General features: G+C 72.5%; 21 protein-coding genes. 11 read left to right on the top strand and 10 right to left on the bottom strand.

The features are described from left to right. The first annotated feature begins 40 nt into the window (after positions 1-40). The 4 genes from BM076_RS20155 to BM076_RS20140 all read left to right on the top strand — a co-directional run bounded on the left by BM076_RS20155 (position 41) and on the right by BM076_RS20140 (position 4,208). A complete protein-coding gene (locus tag BM076_RS20155) occupies positions 41-862 on the top strand; it encodes an SDR family oxidoreductase (protein WP_177246522.1) in 822 nt (273 codons plus the stop codon). Continuing rightward, positions 859-2,523 carry an AMP-binding protein gene (locus BM076_RS20150; RefSeq protein ID WP_093715019.1) on the top strand — a complete coding sequence of 555 codons (1,665 nt, stop codon included), beginning with the start codon at positions 859-861 and terminating at the stop codon, positions 2,521-2,523. The genes BM076_RS20155 and BM076_RS20150 overlap by 4 nt, the downstream gene beginning before the upstream one ends. Before the next feature lie 74 nt (positions 2,524-2,597). Then, positions 2,598-3,206 carry a TetR/AcrR family transcriptional regulator gene (locus BM076_RS20145; protein WP_093715018.1) on the top strand — a complete coding sequence of 203 codons (609 nt, stop codon included), beginning with the start codon at positions 2,598-2,600 and terminating at the stop codon, positions 3,204-3,206. Between the two features lie 18 nt (positions 3,207-3,224). Then, on the top strand, positions 3,225-4,208 hold the full coding sequence (locus BM076_RS20140; protein WP_093715017.1) for an NADPH:quinone oxidoreductase family protein: 984 nt from the start codon (positions 3,225-3,227) through the stop codon (positions 4,206-4,208). A 23-nt stretch (positions 4,209-4,231) separates the two neighbouring features. Here BM076_RS20140 and BM076_RS20135 read toward each other — a convergent pair whose 3' ends face one another. Together BM076_RS20135 and BM076_RS20130 are read right to left on the bottom strand one after the other, a co-directional pair. After that, positions 4,232-5,452, bottom strand: a complete 1,221-nt coding sequence (locus BM076_RS20135; RefSeq protein WP_093715016.1) for an acyl-CoA dehydrogenase family protein — start codon at positions 5,450-5,452, stop codon at positions 4,232-4,234. A gap of 6 nt (positions 5,453-5,458) precedes the next feature. After that, the gene (locus tag BM076_RS20130) at positions 5,459-6,514 is read right to left on the bottom strand and encodes a phosphotransferase family protein (RefSeq protein ID WP_093715015.1); all 1,056 of its coding nucleotides are present in this window, start codon (positions 6,512-6,514) and stop codon (positions 5,459-5,461) included. Between the two features lie 162 nt (positions 6,515-6,676). Between BM076_RS20130 and BM076_RS20125 the strand changes: the two genes are divergently transcribed. Beyond that, a complete protein-coding gene (locus tag BM076_RS20125) occupies positions 6,677-7,984 on the top strand; it encodes a glucarate dehydratase family protein (RefSeq protein ID WP_093715014.1) in 1,308 nt (435 codons plus the stop codon). A 119-nt stretch (positions 7,985-8,103) separates the two neighbouring features. On the opposite strand, the gene BM076_RS20120 is transcribed toward BM076_RS20125, so the two are convergent. Together BM076_RS20120 and BM076_RS20115 are read right to left on the bottom strand one after the other, a co-directional pair. Then, complete coding sequence (locus BM076_RS20120) at positions 8,104-9,498, bottom strand: GntT/GntP/DsdX family permease (protein WP_093715013.1); 1,395 nt, start codon at positions 9,496-9,498, stop codon at positions 8,104-8,106. Between the two features lie 81 nt (positions 9,499-9,579). Then, a complete protein-coding gene (locus BM076_RS20115) occupies positions 9,580-10,107 on the bottom strand; it encodes a gluconokinase (protein ID WP_093715012.1) in 528 nt (175 codons plus the stop codon). Positions 10,108-10,222: 115 nt separating this feature from the next. Here BM076_RS20115 and BM076_RS20110 point away from each other — a divergent pair, with 115 nt between their 5' ends. Continuing rightward, positions 10,223-10,942, top strand: a complete 720-nt coding sequence (locus BM076_RS20110; RefSeq protein WP_093715011.1) for a FadR/GntR family transcriptional regulator — start codon at positions 10,223-10,225, stop codon at positions 10,940-10,942. Positions 10,943-11,016: 74 nt separating this feature from the next. On the opposite strand, the gene BM076_RS20105 is transcribed toward BM076_RS20110, so the two are convergent. Genes BM076_RS20105 through BM076_RS20095 form a run of 4 tightly spaced genes read right to left on the bottom strand, consistent with a single transcriptional unit; the run spans position 11,017 to position 12,900 of the window. Beyond that, positions 11,017-11,334, bottom strand: a complete 318-nt coding sequence (locus tag BM076_RS20105) for a DUF202 domain-containing protein (protein ID WP_093715010.1) — start codon at positions 11,332-11,334, stop codon at positions 11,017-11,019. Further along, positions 11,334-11,759, bottom strand: coding sequence for a YidH family protein (locus BM076_RS20100; RefSeq protein ID WP_245796161.1), 426 nt, complete (start codon positions 11,757-11,759; stop codon positions 11,334-11,336). Before BM076_RS20100 ends, BM076_RS20105 begins: the two co-directional genes overlap by 1 nt. A 36-nt stretch (positions 11,760-11,795) precedes the next feature. Beyond that, the gene (locus BM076_RS36695; RefSeq protein ID WP_177246520.1) at positions 11,796-11,933 is read right to left on the bottom strand and encodes a hypothetical protein; all 138 of its coding nucleotides are present in this window, start codon (positions 11,931-11,933) and stop codon (positions 11,796-11,798) included. Beyond that, a complete protein-coding gene (locus BM076_RS20095; RefSeq protein ID WP_093715009.1) occupies positions 11,920-12,900 on the bottom strand; it encodes a hypothetical protein in 981 nt (326 codons plus the stop codon). The genes BM076_RS36695 and BM076_RS20095 overlap by 14 nt, the downstream gene beginning before the upstream one ends. Before the next feature lie 137 nt (positions 12,901-13,037). Here BM076_RS20095 and BM076_RS20090 point away from each other — a divergent pair, with 137 nt between their 5' ends. Then, positions 13,038-13,376, top strand: coding sequence for a hypothetical protein (locus BM076_RS20090; RefSeq protein WP_093715008.1), 339 nt, complete (start codon positions 13,038-13,040; stop codon positions 13,374-13,376). Positions 13,377-13,400: 24 nt separating this feature from the next. On the opposite strand, the gene BM076_RS20085 is transcribed toward BM076_RS20090, so the two are convergent. Next, positions 13,401-13,943 carry an NUDIX hydrolase gene (locus tag BM076_RS20085; RefSeq protein WP_093715007.1) on the bottom strand — a complete coding sequence of 181 codons (543 nt, stop codon included), beginning with the start codon at positions 13,941-13,943 and terminating at the stop codon, positions 13,401-13,403. A 127-nt stretch (positions 13,944-14,070) separates the two neighbouring features. Between BM076_RS20085 and BM076_RS20080 the strand changes: the two genes are divergently transcribed. The 3 genes from BM076_RS20080 (at position 14,071) to BM076_RS20070 (ending at position 17,333) form a co-directional block, all read left to right on the top strand. Beyond that, positions 14,071-15,927: an acyclic terpene utilization AtuA family protein gene (locus tag BM076_RS20080; protein WP_093715006.1), complete on the top strand. Its 1,857-nt coding sequence runs from the start codon at positions 14,071-14,073 to the stop codon at positions 15,925-15,927. A gap of 70 nt (positions 15,928-15,997) precedes the next feature. Further along, positions 15,998-16,234: a hypothetical protein gene (locus BM076_RS20075; RefSeq protein ID WP_093715005.1), complete on the top strand. Its 237-nt coding sequence runs from the start codon at positions 15,998-16,000 to the stop codon at positions 16,232-16,234. Positions 16,235-16,364: 130 nt separating this feature from the next. Further along, on the top strand, positions 16,365-17,333 hold the full coding sequence (locus tag BM076_RS20070) for a pirin family protein (protein WP_093715004.1): 969 nt from the start codon (positions 16,365-16,367) through the stop codon (positions 17,331-17,333). Positions 17,334-17,384: 51 nt separating this feature from the next. On the opposite strand, the gene BM076_RS20065 is transcribed toward BM076_RS20070, so the two are convergent. After that, positions 17,385-17,789, bottom strand: a complete 405-nt coding sequence (locus BM076_RS20065; RefSeq protein ID WP_093715003.1) for an SHOCT domain-containing protein — start codon at positions 17,787-17,789, stop codon at positions 17,385-17,387. 209 nt (positions 17,790-17,998) lie between these two features. Between BM076_RS20065 and BM076_RS20060 the strand changes: the two genes are divergently transcribed. Continuing rightward, the gene (locus tag BM076_RS20060) at positions 17,999-19,912 is read left to right on the top strand and encodes an alkyl/aryl-sulfatase (protein ID WP_093715002.1); all 1,914 of its coding nucleotides are present in this window, start codon (positions 17,999-18,001) and stop codon (positions 19,910-19,912) included. Positions 19,913-19,955: the final 43 nt, after the last annotated feature.

Raw genomic sequence — 19,955 nt, 5'->3', positions numbered from 1 at the left:
AAAGGAGCCGAGTCGAGTCGAAGGAGACACGATCGTGGTCGTGGAAGCAGTGCGCGGCGCCCGGGTGGTCGTCACCGGGGCGGGCGGCGGCATCGGGGCCGCCCTCGCCCGCAGATTCGCCGCCGAGGGCGCCCGGGTCGTGGTGAACGACCTGGACGCGGACGCCGCCCGCACGGTCGCCGACGAGATCGGCGCGGCCGTCGTCCCCGGCGACGCCTCCGGCATCGTGCCGGCCGCCCGCACCGCGCTCGGCGGCGGCATCGACATCTTCTGCGCCAACGCGGGCGTCGGCACCGGCGGCGGCCCCGAGGCGGACGACGCCGCCTGGGAACTGGCCTGGGACGTCAATGTGATGGCCCATGTCCGCGCCGCCCGCGCCCTGCTGCCCGGATGGCTGGAGCGCGGCGAGGGCCGCTTCGTCTCCACCGTCTCCGCCGCCGGACTGCTGACGATGATCGGCGCGGCCCCGTACTCCGTCACCAAGCACGGCGCGCTCGCCTTCGCCGAATGGCTCTCGCTCACCTACCGGCACCGCGGCATCCATGTGCACGCGGTCTGCCCGCAGGGCGTACGCACCGCGATGCTGCGCTCGACCGGCGCCGCGGGCGACCTCGTGCTCGCGCCCAACGCCATCGAGCCGGAGGACGTCGCCGAAGCGGTGCTCGACGGCATCGCCGCCGACCGCTTCCTGATCCTGCCGCACCCCGAGGTCGCGGGATACTACGCGGCCCGCGCCGCGGAACCCGACCGCTGGCTCGGCGGCATGAACAGCCTCCAGCGCACCTACGAGGAGATGCAGGCCGCGTCGGAGGTGGGACAAGCTCCCGCCAACACCCCGGCCCGGGAAGGGGAACCGGCATGACCACGTACGCCGACCAGCCCTGGCTCAAGCACTTCACAGCCGAGCAGCGCGAGGACGTCGAGCATCCGCCGTCCGTCCTGCACACCTTCCTCGATGTCGCCGCCCGCATCCCGGACCACCGCGCGCTCGCCTACTTCGACGGCGCGCTCACCTATGGCGAACTCGACGCGCTCTCCGACGGGTTGGCCCGCCATCTGGCCGGCCGCGGCTTCGCCCCCGGCGACCGGCTCGCGATCATGCTGCAGAACGTGCCGCAGTTCGTCGTCGGCCTGCTCGCCGCCTGGAAGGCCGGCGGCGCCGTCATCCCGGTCAACCCCATGTACAAGCAGGCGGAGTTGGCGCACATCCTCACCGACGCCGGAGCCGCCGCGATCCTCTGCTCCGAGCATGCCTGGGACGGCTACGTACGCGCCACCGTCGCCGACTCGCCGGTCCGTATCGCGCTGACCGCCGACGAGCACGACCTCCAGACCCGCGACGACGCCCGCGTGCTGACCGCCCCGAGGCTGCCCGCGGGCACCACGTCCGACGCCGACGACGTGCTGACCGCCGCCCGCGCAGCCGCCGGACCGCGCCCTGACGTCGCGCTGCCCGCGGCCGGCGACACCGCGCTGATCAGCTACACCTCGGGCACCAGCGGCAGGCCCAAGGGAGCGCTCAACACCCACGGCAACATCTCCTTCAACGCCCACCGCCAGGTACGCGTCCAGGGCTTCCCCGCCGACGCGGTGGTCTTCGCGCTCGCGCCGCTCTTCCACATCACCGGCATGGTCTGCCAACTGTCGGCGGCGCTGGCCGGCGGCCACACCGTCGCGCTCGCCCACCGCTTCGAGCCCGGAGTGGTGCTCGACGCCTTCCGCGAGCACCGCCCGGTCTACACCGTCGGCCCCTCCACCGCCTTCATGGCGCTGCTGGCCAGGCCCGACGCCACCGCCGACGACTTCGCCTCCTTCCTGCTGATCTCCTCCGGCGGCGCGCCGCTGCCGCCCGCCGTGGTCGAGGCGTTCAGGACCCGCTCCGGCGGCCTCTACCTGGCCAACGGCTACGGCCTCACCGAGTGCACCGCCCCCTGCGCCAGCGTCCCGCCCGGCACCGAGGCCCCCGTCGACCCCGCCTCCGGCACCCTGGCCGTCGGCGTCCCGGGGCCCGGCACGATGGTGCGGATCCTGGACGACACCGGCGCCGAGGTGCCCTTCGGCACCCAGGGCGAGATCGCCGTCACCGGACCGATGGTCGTCCCCGGCTACTGGAACCGGCCCGAGGAGTCCCGTGCCGCGATACCCGGCGGCGAACTCCTCACCGGTGACGTCGGTTTCATGGACGAGGACGGCTGGCTCTACGTCGTCGACCGCAAGAAGGACATGATCAACGCGTCCGGCTTCAAGGTCTGGCCGCGCGAGGTCGAGGACGTCCTCTACACCCACCCCGCCGTCCGCGAGGCGGCCGTCGTCGGCGTCCCCGACGCCTACCGCGGCGAGAGCGTCAAGGCGTACGTCAGCCTGCGGCCCGGCGCCACCGCCGACGCCGCGGAGATCGTCGCCTACTGCAAGGAGCGGCTCGCGGCCTTCAAGTACCCGCGCGAGGTGGAGGTGCTCGGCGACCTGCCGAAGACCGCCACCGGGAAGATCCTCCGGCGCGAACTCAAGGTCCGGGCCGGATAGGGTTCCATACCGGTCGGAATGTATGGGCCGCGGCGCGTACGGAACCACGGAAAACTCCGGAAAGAGGTCAGGCCATGGCACGCACTGTGACGGGCGGCGGTGAGAGCGGCACCGCCGCGGTACCCGAGCGACTGCTCGCCGAGGCCACCCGGCTCTTCGCCGAACGCGGCTACGACCGGACCTCCGTGCAGGAGATCGTCGAGGCCGCCGGCGTCACCAAGGGCGCCCTCTACCACTACTTCGGCTCCAAGGACGACCTGCTGCACGAGATCTACGGCCGGGTGCTGCGGCTGCAGACCGAACGCCTGGACGCGATCGCCGCCCGCGACACCCCGGTGCCCGAGCGGCTCGCGGAGGCCGCCTCCGACGTCGTCGTCACCAGCATCCAGAACCTGGACGACACCAAGATCTTCTTCCGCTCCATCCACCAGCTCAGCCCCGAGAAGCAGAAGGCGGTACGCGCCGAACGCCGGCGCTACCACGAGAAGTTCCGCTCGCTGATCGAGGAGGGACAGGCCGCGGGTCACTTCCGCGCGGACCTGCGGCCCGATCTGGTGGTCGACTTCTTCTTCGGCTCGGTGCACCACCTCGGCACCTGGTACCACGCGGACGGCCCGCTGTCCGCGCACGAGGTCGCCGGCGAATTCTCCGACCTGCTGCTGCACTCGGTGCGGCGGCCCTGACCCTCCGGGAGCTTTGACGTGAAGGCATGGCGCGTGCACGAGAACGGTGAGCCGCGCGAGGCGATGCGCCTCGACGAGGTCCCCACCCCGGAGCCCGGACCCGGCGAGGTGCTGCTGCGGGTACGCGCCGCCGACGTCAACTTCCCCGACGCGATGCTGTGCCGCGGCCAGTACCAGATCAGGCCGCCGCTGCCCTTCACGCCCGGGGTCGAATTCTGCGGCGAGGTCGTCGCGGCGGGGGAGGGCGCCACCGGCCCGGCGGTCGGCGACCGCGTCATCACCCCGGCCGCGCTGCCCGGCGGCGCCTTCGCCGAATACGCCGTCGTGCCCGCCGCCGGGGTGCTGCCCGCGCCCGCCGCCCTGGACGACGCCGAGGCCGCCGCTCTGCACATCGGCTACCAGACCGGCTGGTTCGGCCTGCACCGGCGGGCCGCGCTGCGGCCCGGCGAGACGCTGCTCGTGCACGCTGCCGCGGGCGGTGTCGGCAGCGCCGCCGTCCAGCTCGGCAAGGCCGCGGGCGCCACCGTCATCGGTGTCGTCGGCGGCCCCGAGAAGGCCGAGGTGGCGCGGAAACTGGGCGCCGACATCGTCGTGGACCGGCACAGCGAGGATTTCGTCGCCGTCGTCAAGGAGGCCACTGCCGGACGCGGCGCCAACGTCGTCTACGACCCGGTCGGCGGCGACTCCTACACCCGCTCCACCAAATGCATCGCCTTCGAGGGCCGGATCGTCGTCGTCGGCTTCACCAGCGGCACGGTGCCCGCCCCCGGGCTCAATCACGCCCTCGTCAAGAATTACGCCATCCTCGGCCTGCACTGGGGTCTGTACAACACCCACGACCCCGTCGCCGTCCGGCACGCCCACGACGAACTGTCGCGTCTCGCGGAGTCCGGGGCCGTCCGCCCCCTCGTGAGCGAACGGCTCCCGCTCTCCGGCGCCTCCGACGCCGTCCAGCGCGTCGCCGACGGTACGACCACGGGCCGGCTGGTCGTCCAGCCGTAACCCGCGCCCTGCGGCCAACCCCCTTACGGCGTGCCGTACTTCTTCAGTTCGCGTCGCGCGAGCGAACGCTTGTGGACCTCGTCAGGGCCGTCCGCCAGCCGCAGGGTGCGGGCGGCGGCCCAGAGGTGGGCGAGGGGGAAGTCCTGGCTGACGCCGCCGGCGCCGTGGACCTGGATGGCGCGGTCCACGATGCGCTGGACGGCGGCGGGTGTCGCGATCTTGATGGCCTGGATCTCCGTGTGGGCACCCCGATTGCCGACGGTGTCCATCAGCCACGCCGTCTTGAGCACCAGCAGCCGCAACTGCTCGATCTCCACGCGCGCTTCGGCGATCCACTCCTGGACCACGCCCTGGGCGGCCAGCGGCTTGCCGAAGGCGACCCGGCCGGCCGCCCGGCGGCACATCAGCTCAAGGGCCCGCTCTGCCATGCCGATCAGCCGCATGCAGTGGTGGATCCGGCCGGGCCCGAGCCGGGCCTGGGCGATGGCGAAGCCGCCGCCCTCCTCGCCGATCAGATTCCCGGCCGGCACCCGCACGTCGTGGAAGACGACCTCGGCGTGGCCGCCGTGGTCGCCGTCGTCGAAGCCGAACACCTCCATGCCGCGCCGCACTTCGACCCCGGGGGTGTCGCGCGGCACCAGGATCTGGCTCTGCTGGCGGTGCCGCTCGGCGTCCGGGTCGGTCTTGCCCATCACGATGAGGATCGCGCACTTGGGGTTCATCGCCCCGGAGATGTACCACTTGCGGCCGTTGATGACGTACGAGTCGCCGTCGCGGACGATCCGCGTCTCGATGTTGGTCGCGTCCGAGGAGGCCACGTCCGGCTCGGTCATCGCGAAGGCCGACCTGATCTCCCCGGCCAGCAGCGGCTCCAGCCACTCCTTGCGCTGGGCGGGGGTGCCGAATTCGCTGAGCACCTCCATGTTCCCGGTGTCGGGCGCGGCGCAGTTGAGCGCGGGCGGCGCCAAGTGCGGGCTGCGGCCGGTGAGTTCGGCCAGCGGCGCGTACTGGAGATTGGTCAGTCCCGCGCCGTGCTCGCCGGGCAGGAAGAGATTCCACAGGCCCTGCCGCCTGGCCTCGGCCTTGAGGTCCTCCACGACCGGCGGCGCCGTCCACCGGTCGTCGCCGGTCGCGCGGGCCCGCTGCTCGGCGAAGACGGGCTCGGCGGGGTGGACGTGCTCGTCGAGGAAGGCGGTGAGCCGCGACCGCAGCTCCTCGGTACGGGTGTCGAAGCCGAATTCCACGGTTGCTCAGCCTTCCTTCCGGGGCGAGGTGCGCCGCGCGTGCCGCTGGAGCCGGTCCAGGCCGCGCTCGATGAAGTGGGGGACGATGCCGCCGATCCGGTCGAAGCCGGCGCCGATGGTCTGGCCGAGGGTGAAGCGGTAGTGGATGCCCTCGGAGATCACGGCGAGCTTGTAGCAGGCGAAGGCGGTGTACCAGTCGACGGTCGACACGTCGCGGCCGGACCGCTCGGCGTACCGCTGGAGCAGTTCGGCCTCCGAGGGGTGGCCGGGCGCGCCGCCCGCCGCCTGGATCGGGAAGTCGGTGACCTGCTGCGGCTCGCTGTAGACCAGCAGCAGCCCGAGGTCGGTGAGCGGGTCGCCGAGCGTGGACATCTCCCAGTCCAGGACCGCGGTGAGCCGGTCGGCGGTGTCCACCAGCACGTTGTCCAGCTTGTAGTCGCCGTGGATGACGGCGGCCGCGGGGGAGTCCGGCAGCGCGGCGCCGAGTGCGGCGTGCAGCTCGTCGATGCCGGGCAGCTCGCGGCTGCGGGAGGCGTCGAGCTGCTTGCCCCAGCGGCGCAACTGCCGTGCCAGGTAGCCGTCCGGGCGCCCGAAGTCGCCGAGCCCGACGGCCGCCGGGTCCACCGCGTGCAGGTCGACCAGCGTGTCGACGAGCGCGAACACCACCTCGCGGGTGCGTTCCGGACCCAGCTCCCTGAGCTGGCCCTCGGTGCGGAAAGGAGTGCCCTCGACGAATTCCATGACGTAGAAGGGCGCGCCGATCACCTCACCGTCCTCGCACAGCAGCACCGTGCCGGGCACCGGCACCGGGGTGGGCGCGAGGGCGCTGATCACCCGGTGCTCGCGCGTCATGTCGTGCGCGGTGGCCAGGACGTGGCCGAGCGGCGGTCTGCGGACGACCCATTCGGTGCCGCCGTCGGTGATCCAGTAGGTGAGGTTGGACCGGCCCCCCTCGATGAGCTTGCCCCGCAGGTCGCCGCCCACCAGGCCGGGCCGCTCCCGGTCCAGGTGCGCCCGCAGCCTGCCGAGGTCGAGACCCGGGGGGTTGTCGGTTTCACTCATGCCTTCTCCTCGTCACCGTGGTGGCGTCCGTGGCGTCACCGTCGCGGCTGCCGAAATCGTACCGACCAGTCGGTATGTAGTCCAGCGCTTCGCGGGAGGCCGCGTTGACGGCCGGGGGCGCCACGCCTACGCTCTGGACTTATGGGTGAACGTAATTCACATATGCGGACAGGGGATCAGTCGGCTGATCTCGCCATCGCCGAGGTGCGGCTGACCCCCATCCTCATCGCCGATCCGCCGCTGCTCAACACCCAGGGTGTCCACCAGCCCTACACGCCGCGTCTCATCATCGAGGTCGTCACCGCCGACGGTACGACCGGGGTGGGTGAGACGTACGGCGACACCCGCTATCTCGACCTGGCCGCGCCGCTGGCGAAGGCGCTCCCCGGCCATGCGGTCAGCGATCTGAACGGCCTGTTCACCCTCGCCGAGCGGGTCTGCGGCGACCCCGCCGAGGTCTCCGACTCCGTCGACGTCGGCGGCCTGCGTGGTGTGCAGACCGCCGACAAGCTGCGCCTTTCGGTCATCTCCGGCTTCGAGGTGGCCTGCCTCGACGCGCTCGGCAAGACGCTCGGCCTGCCCGTGCACGCACTGCTCGGCGGCAAGGTCCGCGACGCCGTCGACTACAGCGCCTACCTCTTCTACCGCTTCGCCGCCCACCCCGACGGTCAGGGCGAGGCCGACGACTGGGGCGCCGCCCTCGACCCGGAGGGCGTGGTCGCCCAGGCCCGCCGCTTCGCCGACACGTACGGCTTCGGCTCGTTCAAGCTCAAGGGCGGCGTCTTCCCGCCCGACCAGGAGATCGCCGCCGTCCGCGCGCTGGCCGCCGCCTTCCCCGGCAAGCCGCTGCGCCTGGACCCCAACGGCGCCTGGTCGGTGGAGACCTCGCTGCGGGTCGCGCGCGAACTGGGCGACGTCCTGGAGTATCTGGAGGACCCGGCCAGCACCACCGAGCGGATGGCCCAGGTCGCGGCCGGCACCTCCGTACCGCTGGCGACCAACATGTGCGTGACGACCTTCGCCGAGATCCCCGAGGCGTTCACCCGGGGCGCCGTGCAGGTGGTGCTCTCCGACCACCACTACTGGGGCGGTCTGCGCCATACGCAGCAGCTCGCCGCGATCTGCCGCACGTACGGGGTGGGTCTTTCCATGCACTCCAACACCCACCTCGGCATCAGCCTGGCCGCCATGACCCATGTCGCGGCCACCGTGCCCAACCTCGACTACGCCTGCGACTCCCACTACCCGTGGCAGACCGAGGACGTCATCACCGAGCGGCACGCCTTCACCGAGGGGCGCCTGACCGTCTCCGACGCGCCGGGACTGGGTGTCGAACTGGACCGGGACGCGCTCAAGGCGCTGCACCGGCGCTGGCTGGACGACGACGGCACGATGCGCGACCGCGACGACGCCGCCGCGATGCGCAAGGCGGACCCGCAGTGGCGCACGCCGTCCGTGCCCCGCTGGTGACCCGCTCGTACGCCTGACGGCACGGGGGCGGCCCGGACCACCGGGCCGCCCCCGTCACGTATCGGCGTGCGTCTCCGCGGGCGTATCCGGATACGTATCCGCGTGCGTCTCCGGGTGCGTCACAGCACCAGCGACAGCAGCATCACAAAGCCCAGCGACACCACCGAGATCACCGTCTCCATCACCGACCAGGTCTTGAGGGTCTGCGGGACGTCCATCCCGAAGTACTCCTTCACCAGCCAGAATCCGGCGTCGTTGACGTGCGAGAAGAACAGCGAACCCGCGCCGACCGACAGCACGAGCAGCGCGGTGTGCGAGGACGACATGCCGTCCGCGAGCGGCGCCACCAGGCCCGCCGCCGAGATGATCGCCACCGTCGCGGAACCGGTCGCCACCCGGATCAGCACCGCGATCAGCCAGGCCAGCAGCAGCGCCGAGATGTGCCAGTCCTTGGACCAGTCGAGGATCATCTGCCCGACCCCGCAGTCGATCAGGGTCTGCTTGAAGCCGCCGCCCGCGCCGACGATCAGCAGGATGCCCGCGATCGGACCGAGCGAGGCGTCCACGGTCGAGGAGATCCGCTCCTTGCTGAAGCCCGCGGCCCGCCCGAGGGTGAACATCGCCACGACCACCGCGGCCAGCAGCGCCACCAGCGGCGTACCGATCACGTCGAAGATCCGGTACGTCAGGCTGCCCTGGTCGTCCACGATCACGTCGACCAGCGCCTTGGCCAGCATCAGCACGACCGGCAGCAGCATCGTGCAGGTGGTGGCGGCGAAACTCGGCCGCCGCTCCAGGTCGTCCGAGGCGCGCGCCGGCGTCATCCGCTCCGGCGGCGTCACGTCCACCCAGCCGGCCGCCACCCGGCCGAACAGCGGGCCCGCGATCGCCAGCGTCGGGATCGCCACCAGCACACCGAGCGCCAGCGTGATGCCCATGTCGGCGTGGATCGCGCCGATCGCGGCCAGCGGACCCGGGTGCGGCGGCACCAGACCGTGCATCACCGACAGACCGGCCAGCGCCGGGATGCCAAGCCGGATCAGCGACTGACCGCTGCGCTTTGCGACCAGCAGCACCACCGGGATCAGGATCACGATGCCGATCTCGAAGAACAGCGGCAGTCCGACCAGGCCCGCGATCAGCGCCATCGCCCACGGCAGCCGCTTCTCGCTGGTGCGCTCCAGGATCGTGTCGACGATCTGGTCGGCGCCGCCGGAGTCGGCGAGCAGTTTGCCGAGGATCGCGCCGAGCGCGATCAGGGTGCCGACGCTCGCCACGGTCGAGCCGAGGCCGGTCGAGTAGCTGGCGATCGTCTTGGCCAGCGGGGCGCCCGCGACCGAGCCGAGCACGCCCGAGCCGATGGTCAGGGCGAGGAAGGCGTGCACCTTCCAGCGGGTGATCAGCAGGACGATGACGGCTATGCCGGCCAGGGCGGCCAGTGCCAGCCGGGCGTGGCCGGCGTCGGCGATCAGGGGCGGATCGGCGGCCAGCAGCTCCACGCTGAGTGCGGACACGGTGAACTCCAGGGGGGAGGGGGACAGAGCGGGGGAGGGGGGACGGTTACGGGAACGGGGAGACGGTTACGGGGACGGGGGTCAGCGCGGCACGGCGGGTACGGCGGCGAGCGCGCGGTCCGCGATCTCCTGCGGGCCGCCCTCGATCGTCACGACGGCGCCCGCCTCGTCGGGGTCGAGCGGCTCCAGCGCCTCGAACTGCGAGCGCAGCAGCCCCGACGGCATGAAGTGCTGCATACGGGCGGCCAGCCGGGCGGCGATCAGCTCCGGGGGGCCGTCCAGGTGGAGGAAGAACAGGTCGGGCGCGTCGGCCCGCAGCCGGTCCCGGTAGCGGCGGCGCAGCGCCGAGCAGCTCACCACGCCGCCGCAGCCGTCGCGCGCCACGATCCAGTCGGCGATGGCGTCCAGCCACGGCGCCCGGTCGGCGTCGTCCAGCGGATGGCCGGCCGACATCTTGGCGATGTTGGCCGCCGGGTGGAAGTCGTCGGCCTCCGCGTACGGCACGCCGAGCCGGTGGGCCAGCAGGCCGCCGACGGTGGACTTCCCCGAACCGGACACGCCCATGACGACGATGACGGGGGACTGCGGCGGATGCGCGGTGGCGCTCATGCGCTTGAACCTCCTTGTTACAAGCGATCGGGGCCACTCAACGCTATAGGTACTACTTATTCAAGAGTCTGTGATGGAAAAGTCACATCACACATCCGCCGCATATTCTGTCCTCATGCCTCAGCAGGAAGCTCCGCGGGACGACGCCGGAGGTCTGCACGCCCGCGTGCTGGCCGAACTCGGCCCCGCCATCGCCTCCGGCGCCTACCCGCCCGGCACGGTTCTGCGCATCGACGAACTGGAGTCGCGCTACGGCGTCTCGCGCACCGTGGTCCGCGAGGCGGTCCGGGTGCTGGAGGCGATGCATCTGGTGGAGACCAGGCGCCGGGTCGGCGTCATCGTGCTGCCGGGAGAACGGTGGAACGTCTTCGACCCCGCGGTCATCCGCTGGCGGCTGGCCGGCACCGACCGGCCCCGCCAGCTGCGCTCCCTGACCACGCTGCGCACCGCCGTCGAGCCGGTCGCCGCGGGCCTGGCCGCGGTCGCGGCAGAGCCCGGGCAGTGCCGCGAACTCACCGTGCTCGCCGCCGAGATGGCCGCCGCCGCCCGCGCAGCCGACCTCGACGCGTATCTCGTGCACGACATCGCCTTCCACCGCGTCGTCCTGGAGTCCTCGGGCAACGAGATGTTCGCCCGCCTCGGCGATGTCGTGGCCGAGGTTCTCACCGGCCGCACCGAGCACCATGTGATGTTCACCGAGCCCGACCCGGCCGCCGTCACCCTGCACGTCCGGGTCGCCGAGGCCGTCCGGGCCCGCGAGGCGCCGCTCGCCGAGGACCTGATGCGGCAGATCTGCGTCGGCGCCCTGCGCGAGCTGGACATCCTGGCACCCTGAACCCGGAAGAGGACGCCCGACCAGGGGCCGCGCCCCGCAACGACCTCAGGCACCGCCCTCCGCGGGAGCGGGCTTCACCAGAGGAGGACGGCGCCGCACAGCGCGAGCGACATGGTGCAGGCGGCCACCGCGGCGGCGGACCGGGGCGGCATCGTGGACGGCGACGGAGAGCCGTCGAGCAGCTGGATGCGGCGGTGGGCGAGCCGCAGGAAGAGGAGGAAGGCGAGCGTGACCAGGGCGAGGGCCACGGCGGCGAGGAGGCCGCCGCCCCGGAGGGCGACCTGCCGCCCGGCCAGCACAGCGGTCACCGCACACGAAAGTGTGGTGCGGCGCCACGCGAGCCGCGTACGTTCCGGCTGGAGACCGGGATCACGGCCGGCGGCGTCCGCCATCAGGCCCAGCCGAAGAGGACGACGCACACCATCGCGACGGCGATGACGGCGACCGTCACGGCGAGCAGCGCGGGAAAACGGGACACCGGAAGATCGGCGCCGCGCCGCATCGCGCGTTCGCAGCGCACCCAGTGGTTGACCGCGCGCAGGGTGCAGGCCACACCGCCGACCAGCAGCGCGAGCGCCAGCGCCGCCCGTACCCAGCGTGCGAGGTGGTCGGTGAGGAACTGGTCGATGGCGAAGCCGCCGCCGATCAGGGCGAGGGCGGTACGGATCCAGGCGAGGAAGGTCCGCTCGTTGGCGAGCGAGAAACGGTAGTCGGGAGTGGCGCCCTCCCGCTGCACGCGGGCGGGGGCGAACCACAGCCGTACGGAGTCCCGTGCGGCACGCAGCCGCGCGGGCAGCCGCTGGGCGAAAGCGCTCACGCGGCCACACTAACCACCGGGGCGCGCACCGGCCCGTCACCTGCGGCGCGACACCGCCGCGATGATCACCGCGAGGATCGCGGCGAGCAGCACCACGCCCACCACGGCGATCACCACATGACCGGCGGAACCGCCGCCGCTGTCCTGCGGCGGCGCGATGTCAGCGAGCAGCATGAGGCACGTTCTCCTCGTCGTCGGTACCGTCCGGGAGCGCGGCGCGTCCCGGCCTCCCGGCCCGGCCCTGTTCGCCGAGCCCCAGGACGAGCATCAGCAGGACCGGGAATTCCAGATAGGCGTGATAGCTGGCGACCGCCGCGTACAGCGACCGCCCCTGCGTGTAGTCGCTGACGAACAGCACCGACAGCGCCGCCGCCCCGCCGAGCCCCAGCGCCCAGGCGCGTACACCGCGCAGCACGGGCGCGCGCCGCTCGAACGCCTCGGTCGCGTCCGGCGCGTACCGCGGCATGAACCACACCCACACCACGTAGTGCATCGTCTGGAGGAAGGCGAAGACCGCGACGAAGCGCAGGCCGGCGTGCGTGTGCTGCCAGGCGGGCGGGGTGTACGACAGCGCCAGCCGGTCGGTCCAGCCGGAGCCCGCGCCGAGCAGGCCGTCCAGGGCGCCGGACAGCAGCAGCGCCGGAATCAGCAGCACCCATCCGCACTGCACCGCACGGAAGGCGGCCCGGCCGCGCGGCATCGCCCGCGACCACTCCCACAGGAAGAGCAGCGGCACCACATTGTGCAAGTGGGCCAGCACCACGAAGTGGTAGGCGGGGAAGGACAGCGAGGTGACGGCCGCCGCCGCCAGCAGCGCGGCAGAAGCGGCCAGCAGCAGCGGCCTGGACCGCAGCGCGTGCACGCAGGCCGCGGCGAGCAGCCCGTACGCGAGCAGGATCTCGGCGGTACGGGTGCCGGTGGACGGCGGCAGCAGGCGGCAGACGACGATGCCGGTGATCAGCGCGCCCAGCAGCCGCAGGAACGGGCCGCGCAGCACCCCTTCGAACCGGCCTGCCACGTACCGGAGTTCGAGCACATTGTGCAGGATGCCGAAGACCGCGAGCCCCACCACGGCCGTGCCGGCGGGCAGCCGCAGCGACACCGCGAGGGCCACCGCCGCCGCCAGGACGAAACCGGTCACCGGCAGCGCCGGACCGTCCGCCCCCTGCTCCGCCGACCGCTGCCCGCCCGCACCGCGCCGGACCCCTCGTCGCGCACCCGAAAAGGGCGCCCCCACCGCGCTGGCCACTCGTCCCCTCCCCGTGGCACGATCCGCCCGTGCCGTATCCGCTGGTCCTCGCCCTCACCCTGCTGGTCGAGGTGCCGTGCTACGTCGCGGCGGTCACCGCAGCGGCCCCCGCGCCCGTCCGACCGCGCCGGACCGCGCTCGCGGCCGTCATGGTCAACTGTGTGACGCACCCGCCGCTGTGGTGGTTCCTGCGGCAGGCGCACGGCGCCGCCTACTGGCCGGCCTTCGCGGTCGCCGAGGCCGCGGTCTGCGCCGTCGAGGGCCTGCTGCTCGGCCGGCTGCTGCGGCTGCGCGGTCAACTGCCCTACGCGGCCTCGGTCGCCGCCAACTGCGCCTCGGTGATCGCCGGACTGCTCGTGCTCGGCTGAACCGGCCCTGGAAGTGACGGAGCGTCAGCCCGCCTGCGCCGCACGCCAGTCGAGCAGCCTGCGGTAACCGTCCAGACCGTCCGGCACCCACTCCCATTCGGTGAGCCGGGCGGCCAGTTCGTCCTCGGTGAGGAAGGTGTGCCAGGCCACCTCCTCCGGCTGCGGGGCGACCGGGAGCAGGCAGCGCACCTCGTAGACGGCCGACCACCAGGTGCGCGGGCCGTCCTCGTACAGGAACCTGAACAGCGGTTCGGGGCGCGGCAGTCCGCTCACCCCCAGCTCCTCCTCGGCCTCGCGCAGCGCCGCCGCGTCGTACGACTCGCCCGCGCCGACGACACCGCCGACGAACATGTCGTGCAGCGAAGGGAAGACCAGTTTGTCGGCGGTCCTGCGGTGCACGAAGATCCGGTCCTCGGCGTCCCTGGCCAGGATGAAGACACAGCGGTGCCGCAGACCCTTCGCGTACGCCTCGCCGCGCGCCGACCGCCCGACGACCCGGTCCTGCTCGTCCACGATGTCGATGATCTCGGCCGCGGACAGCGCCGCCGGCGGGGTGGGCTCGCTCATGGCACCGATTCAACCACCGGCGGTGCGGGGCGCGGTCGCGGGCGCCGTCCGTGCGGTCTTGCGCGGCGGGAACACCGGCAAGATGATCGTGCGGATCGGTGACGCGGGGGAGTGACGGGAGGGCGGAATGACGGCACACACGCCGTTGCGGATCGCGAACTGCTCCGGCTACTACGGCGACCGGCTCTCGGCCGCCCGCGAAATGGTCGAGGGCGGCCCGATCGACGTCCTGACCGGCGACTATCTCGCCGAACTGACCATGCTGCTGCTGTGGAAGGCGCGGCAGCGCGACCCGGACGGCGGCTACGCGGTCTCCTTCCTCGCCCAGATGCGCGACGTGCTCGGCGCCTGCCTGGAACGCGGCATCAAGATCGTCGTCAACGCGGGCGGTCTCAATCCGGCCGGGCTCGCGGCCAAGCTCGCCGAACTGGCCGCGGCCGGCGGCCTGCACCCGTCCGTCGCCCATGTCGAGGGCGACGACCTGCTGGACCGGCTGCCCGAACTCCAGTCCCGCGGCCACGACTTCGCCCATCTGGCGACCGGCCGCCCGCTCGCCCTGTCCGGTGTCGAACCGGTCACCGCCAACGCCTACCTCGGCGGCTGGGGCATCGCGCAGGCGCTGCGCGGGGGCGCCGACGTGGTGATCTGCGGCCGGGTCACCGACGCCTCGCTGGTCGTCGGCCCCGCCGCCTGGGCCTTCGACTGGGCGCTCGACGACTGGGACCGGCTGGCCGGCGCCGTCACCGCGGGCCACATCATCGAATGCGGCACCCAGGCCACCGGCGGCAACTACTCCTTCTTCACCGAGATCCCCGACCCGGTGCACCCCGGCTTCCCCATCGCCGAAATCCACCCCGACGGCTCCAGCGTCATCACCAAGCACCCCGGCACCGGCGGCGCCGTCACCGTCGGCACCGTCACCGCCCAACTCCTGTACGAGATCGGCGGACCCGGCTACCTCAACGCCGATGTGGTGGCCCGCTTCGACACCGTCCGCCTCACCCAGCAAGGCCCCGACCGGGTCGCGGTCGGCCCGGTCGCGGGCGAGCCCGCGCCCGAGACCCTCAAGGTCTGCGTCAACCACCGCGGCGGCTACCGCAATTCGGCGACCTTCGTGCTCACCGGCCTCGACCTCGACGCCAAGGCGGACTTCGCCGAGGCCACCCTGCGCGACGCCACCGGCGGCCCCGGCCGTTTCGCCGCGTACGACCTGCGGCGCGAGCACGGCGGCGAGGCCGACCGGCTCACCCTCACCGTCAAGGACCCCGACCTCGACACCGTCGGCCGCGGCTTCTTCACCGACGTCGCAGGCTCCGCGCTGGCCGGTTACCCGGGCCTCTACCTGGAGCACGCCTCACCGCGCCCCACCGAATACGGCGTGTACTGGCCCGCGCTGATCGACGCCGACGAGGTCACCGCCGTCACGGTGCTCGCCGACGGCACCCGGCTGCCCGTACCGCGCCCCCCGTACGGCGCCACCGGCCCCCGCGAGGACCGCCCGGCGCCCGTACCGCGGGCCGAGCCCGTACCGCCGGTCACCGCACCACCGCCGGGCGGAGCGGTCACCGCACCGCCGCGCCGCACCGCCCCGGAACCGCCAGAGCGCTTCGGCCGGACCGTACGGCTGCCGCTGGGCAGCGTCGTCGGCGCGCGCTCCGGGGACAAGGGCGGCGACGCGAACGTCGGGCTGTGGGCGCGCGACGACGAGGCGTACGCGTGGCTGCGCGCGTATCTCGACGTGCCCCGGCTGCGGGTGCTGCTGCCGGAGACCGCGGCGCTGCCCGTCAGCCGTTGGGAGCTGCCGAATCTGCGCGCCGTGAACTTCGTGGTGCACGGCCTGCTCGGCGACGGTGTCGCCGCCTCCACCAGAGCGGATCCGCAGGCCAAGGCGCTGGGGGAGCGGCTGCGGGGCTGCCTGGCGGACGTACCGGAAAAGCTGGTGGATCTTTTGCAGAGCCAGTACACGCCGTTGCCCAAGCGGTGACAATCCCGGCGCCATCATGGGAAACGTCCGAGGGCAACAGGCCCACGGGGGGTAGTGAAGGGCGGTCCCCATGGACGGCGACATTCTGCACAAGGCGATCTTCCTGCTGCGCGAGTGCCACGAGTCGGAGCAGCAGGTCGTCACGCGGCTGAAGGACTACTTCCCGCACCTGACGCTGAGCGACCGCGAGATGTACACCAGCGAGGCGCGTGACCTCGTGCACGGCGTCCACCCGGCGCACGCCGCCGACGCCCCGTACCCGGCGCCGGTCAGGCCCGTCGTCGCTCCGGCGCCCGCCGCGTCCTAGTCCCGGCGCCGGGCCCCGCCCCGGAGCCGCGTCCTAGTCCCGGCGCCGGGCCCCGCCCCGGACCCACCGACCGCGCGACCGCCCGGTTCCCTCCTCGCCTCGGGCGGTCGCGCGCGGCATCATCGGGCGTATGAGCAACCTCGATGTGCGGCCCGCCGCGACCGTCTGCGGCGGGCGCGCCGACGTCTCCGCCGCCCCGGTCCGCGACCTGCTCCCCGCCCGTACCGTCCAGCTCGGCGAGAGCACGCAAGTACGGCGGCTGCTGCCCAGCCTCGGCCGCCGCATGGTCGGCGCCTGGTGTTTCGTCGACCACTACGGCCCCGACGACATCGCCGAGGAACCGGGCATGCAGGTGGCGCCGCATCCGCACATCGGCCTCCAGACGGTGAGCTGGCTGCACGACGGCGAGGTGCTGCACCGCGACAGCCTCGGCAGCCTGCAAACGGTGCGCCCGCGCGAGCTGGGCCTGATGACCTCGGGCCGGGCCATCGCCCACTCCGAGGAATCGCCCCGCGACCACGCCCGGCTGCTGCACGGCGCCCAGCTCTGGGTCGCGCTGCCCGACGCCAGCCGGCACATCGCGCCCGCCTTCGAGCACCACCCGGTGCTCCCCGAGATCACCGGCGGCGGCGGTCTGCACGCCACGGTCATCCTCGGCGACCTCGACGGCGCCGCCTCGCCCGGCACCACCCACACCCCCCTGGTCGGCGCCGACCTCACCCTCGCCCCGGGCACCGACACCCGTCTCCCGCTCCGCCCCGACTTCGAATACGCCGTCCTCACCATGTCCGGCGAATCCCACGTCGACGGCGTCCCCCTCACCCCCGGCTCCCTCCTCTACCTCGGCTGCGGCCGCCGCGACCTCCCCCTGCGCGCCGACACCCCCGCCTCCTTGATGCTCCTGGGCGGCGAGCCCTTCGAGGAGCAGATCGTCATGTGGTGGAACTTCGTCGGACGATCCGCGGACGACATCGCGAAGGCCCGCGAGGACTGGAACAGCGGCGATCGCTTCGGCGAGGTCCACGGCTACGACGGCGACCGCCTGACGGCCCCGTCCCTGCCGGCGACTCCCCTGAAACCGCGGGGGCGCGAGCGCTGATCCGCCGCGCCGGTCACCGGAGGCGGTCAGGAAGGGACGGGGCGTTTCCCCTCAGGCGAGGACTTTCGCCTTGGCCCTCTCGTACTCCTCCGGGGTCAGGTCCCCGTCGCGCTTCATGTCGGCGAGCCTGGCCAGTTCGTTCACGTGCTCGCTGCCGCCCGCGCCGGAATCGGGTCCCGCGGCCTTCCGTACGTACGAGCGGAAGGCCGCTTCCTGCTCCTTCGCCTCGGTGACGTCGCGGTCGTGCATGCTCCGGCCGCGCAGGATCAGATACAGCAGCACGCCGAGGTAGGGCAGGAGGAGGACGACGATGAGCCAGCCGGCCTTGCCCCAGCCGCTCAAGGAGTGGTCCCGGAACAGATCGGTGATCACCTTGAACAGCAGGAAGAACCACATGATCCACAAGAAGAAATACAGCATCGTGAGAAACAGATTCAACAGCGGATAGTCGTCCATGCCGGATCCCTTCCTCGCCGGTCGGCGCCACCGCGGAAGCCGATCCGGACTCCTCAAGGGATACCGCCGGACGTGGTCCGCCGCATCTCGGACGGCCGCCGCCGTCAGCGCCGCACCGGCTCCGGTTCCGTTTGCCCGGTCTCCGGCCGGACCCCACGATGGGATCTGTGGGGCTTGCCCCGGATGACCTGCGAGGACGGGACGACGCTATGGGACACGGACCGAAGCAGCCGTCGGCGGCGACCGTCGAGGCGAACCGGGCGGCGGCCGCCCGGTACGCGCTGGACGACCGTAGCGACTTCGCCGACGCGGACCGGGACCTGATCGCCCCCCTGCCGGGCCGGGTGCTGCGCGAGGACGGCCTGGTGCTGTTCGACCCCCGGGACTTCGCGTTCCTGGCCGAGGATGCGCCCTGCCCCGACTCGGTCAACCCGAGCCTGTGGCGCCAGTCGCAAGTCCTGTCCAAGGGCGGCCTGTACAAGGTCGTGGACGGGGTCTATCAGGTCCGCAACAACGACATCGCCAACCTGACCGTCGTCGAGGGCGAGGACGGCCTGGTGGTGGTCGACTGCGCCGGGTCGGTGGAGTCCGCCCGGCAGGGCATGGCCCTGGTGCGCGAGCACGTCAGCGACAAGCCGGTCGCCGCCGTCGTCTACACGCACACCCACGCCGACCACTACGGCGGCGTCAAGGGCATCGTGGACCCCGCCGACGTCGCCTCGGGCAAGGTCCCGATCCTGGCCCCGGGCACCATCGCCTCCTTCGACAAGTTCGCGATCAGCGAGAACGTCATCGCCGGCACCGCGATGTCCCGCCGCGCCTCCTACGCCTTCGGCAGCCTGCTGGACAAGAACCCCCTGGGCCACATCACCTGCGGCATCGGCATCGGGCTGCCCGCGGGCTTCACCCTGTCCTACCTCTCCCCGACCGACCCGATCACCGAGACCGGCACCAAGCGGCAACTGGCCGGGCTGGAGTTCGAGTTCCTCTACGCCCCGGACACCGAGGCGCCCGAGGAGATGCACATCTGGATCCCGCAACTGGGCGCGCTGACGTGCGCGGAGAACGCCAACCACACGCTGCACAACGTCCAGACCCTGCGCGGGGCCCGCACCCGCGACGCGCGCAACTTCGCCCGCTACCTGGACGAGACCCTGCAGCGCTGGGGCGACGACGTGCGGGTCCACTACGGCACCCACACCTGGCCGGTATGGGGAAATCAGCAGGTCACCGGCTTCCTGGAAGCCCAGCGCGACACCTACAAGTACATCCACGACCAGGCGCTCCGGCTGGCCAACCGGGGCCTGACCCCGCTGGAGGCCGCCGAGGAGATCGAGCTGCCCGAGGAACTGGCCCGCACCTGGTCCAGCCGCGGCTACCACGGCACCCTGCACCACGACGTCCGCGCGGTCTTCACCAAGGAACTGGGCACGTGGGACGGCGACCCGGTCTCGCTGAACCCCCACACCCCGGTCGACACCGCCCGGCGCCTGGTCGCCATGGTCGGCACCGACGCCGTCCTCGCCGAGGGCCGCCGCGCCATCGAGGACGCGGACTACCGGTGGGCCGCGCAGATCCTGCACGCCGCGGTCTTCGCCGACCCCGGCAACGAGGAGGCCAGGGCGCTGCAGGCCGACGCCTACGAACAGCTCGGCTACCAGGCCGAGGGGCCCCAGTGGCGCGGCATCTACCTGTCCGCCGCCCAGGAACTGCGTGACGGCATCTCCCCGGCCACGGTGGTCACCGCCAGCCCGGACACCATCGCGTCCATGCCCATCGACACGCTGTTCGACTACGCCGCTGTCCACCTCAACGGTCCGCGCGCGGCCGACGCCGACATCCGCATCGCCGTCAATGTCACCGACGCCACCGGAGCGAACCGGCCCTGGCACCTGTGGATCCGCCGCGGCGTCCTGCACGCGCGCCCCGGAACGAGCCCCGACCCGCAGCTCACCGTCACCGCGGCCAAGGAACTGGTCGCCGCCGTCCTCCTGCAACCCGCCGGCGCGGCCGAACTCGCCCGGGCGGGCAGGATCGACCTCGAAGGCGACACGGGTGTCCTGGACACCTACGCCGCGCTCCTGGACGACTTCGAACCCCTCTTCCCCATCGTCACGCCCTGAGCGGAGCACGTCCCGAGATCGGCCGGGGGCTGGTCCTTGGCAT

Origin of the sequence: Actinacidiphila alni (assembly GCF_900112845.1) — a bacterium.
GTDB lineage: Bacteria > Actinomycetota > Actinomycetes > Streptomycetales > Streptomycetaceae > Actinacidiphila > Actinacidiphila alni.
This window is presented reverse-complemented; position numbering and strand designations above follow the sequence as displayed.

Bases quoted from the DNA above. Each gene is read 5' to 3' on its own strand.
- BM076_RS20145 (WP_093715018.1), top strand. From the start codon at position 2,598: ATGGCACGCACTGTGACGGGCGGCGGTGAGAGCGGCACCGCCGCGGTA.
- BM076_RS20115 (WP_093715012.1), bottom strand. From the start codon at position 10,107: ATGAGCGCCACCGCGCATCCGCCGCAGTCCCCCGTCATCGTCGTCATG.
- BM076_RS20130 (WP_093715015.1), bottom strand. From the start codon at position 6,514: ATGAGTGAAACCGACAACCCCCCGGGTCTCGACCTCGGCAGGCTGCGG.
- BM076_RS20080 (WP_093715006.1), top strand. From the start codon at position 14,071: ATGACGGCACACACGCCGTTGCGGATCGCGAACTGCTCCGGCTACTAC.
- BM076_RS20075 (WP_093715005.1), top strand. From the start codon at position 15,998: ATGGACGGCGACATTCTGCACAAGGCGATCTTCCTGCTGCGCGAGTGC.
- BM076_RS20125 (WP_093715014.1), top strand. From the start codon at position 6,677: ATGCGGACAGGGGATCAGTCGGCTGATCTCGCCATCGCCGAGGTGCGG.
- BM076_RS20085 (WP_093715007.1), bottom strand. From the start codon at position 13,943: ATGAGCGAGCCCACCCCGCCGGCGGCGCTGTCCGCGGCCGAGATCATC.
- BM076_RS20105 (WP_093715010.1), bottom strand. From the start codon at position 11,334: ATGGCGGACGCCGCCGGCCGTGATCCCGGTCTCCAGCCGGAACGTACG.
- BM076_RS36695 (WP_177246520.1), bottom strand. From the start codon at position 11,933: ATGCTGCTCGCTGACATCGCGCCGCCGCAGGACAGCGGCGGCGGTTCC.
- BM076_RS20065 (WP_093715003.1), bottom strand. From the start codon at position 17,789: ATGGACGACTATCCGCTGTTGAATCTGTTTCTCACGATGCTGTATTTC.
- BM076_RS20150 (WP_093715019.1), top strand. From the start codon at position 859: ATGACCACGTACGCCGACCAGCCCTGGCTCAAGCACTTCACAGCCGAG.
- BM076_RS20070 (WP_093715004.1), top strand. From the start codon at position 16,365: ATGAGCAACCTCGATGTGCGGCCCGCCGCGACCGTCTGCGGCGGGCGC.
- BM076_RS20060 (WP_093715002.1), top strand. From the start codon at position 17,999: ATGGGACACGGACCGAAGCAGCCGTCGGCGGCGACCGTCGAGGCGAAC.
- BM076_RS20110 (WP_093715011.1), top strand. From the start codon at position 10,223: ATGCCTCAGCAGGAAGCTCCGCGGGACGACGCCGGAGGTCTGCACGCC.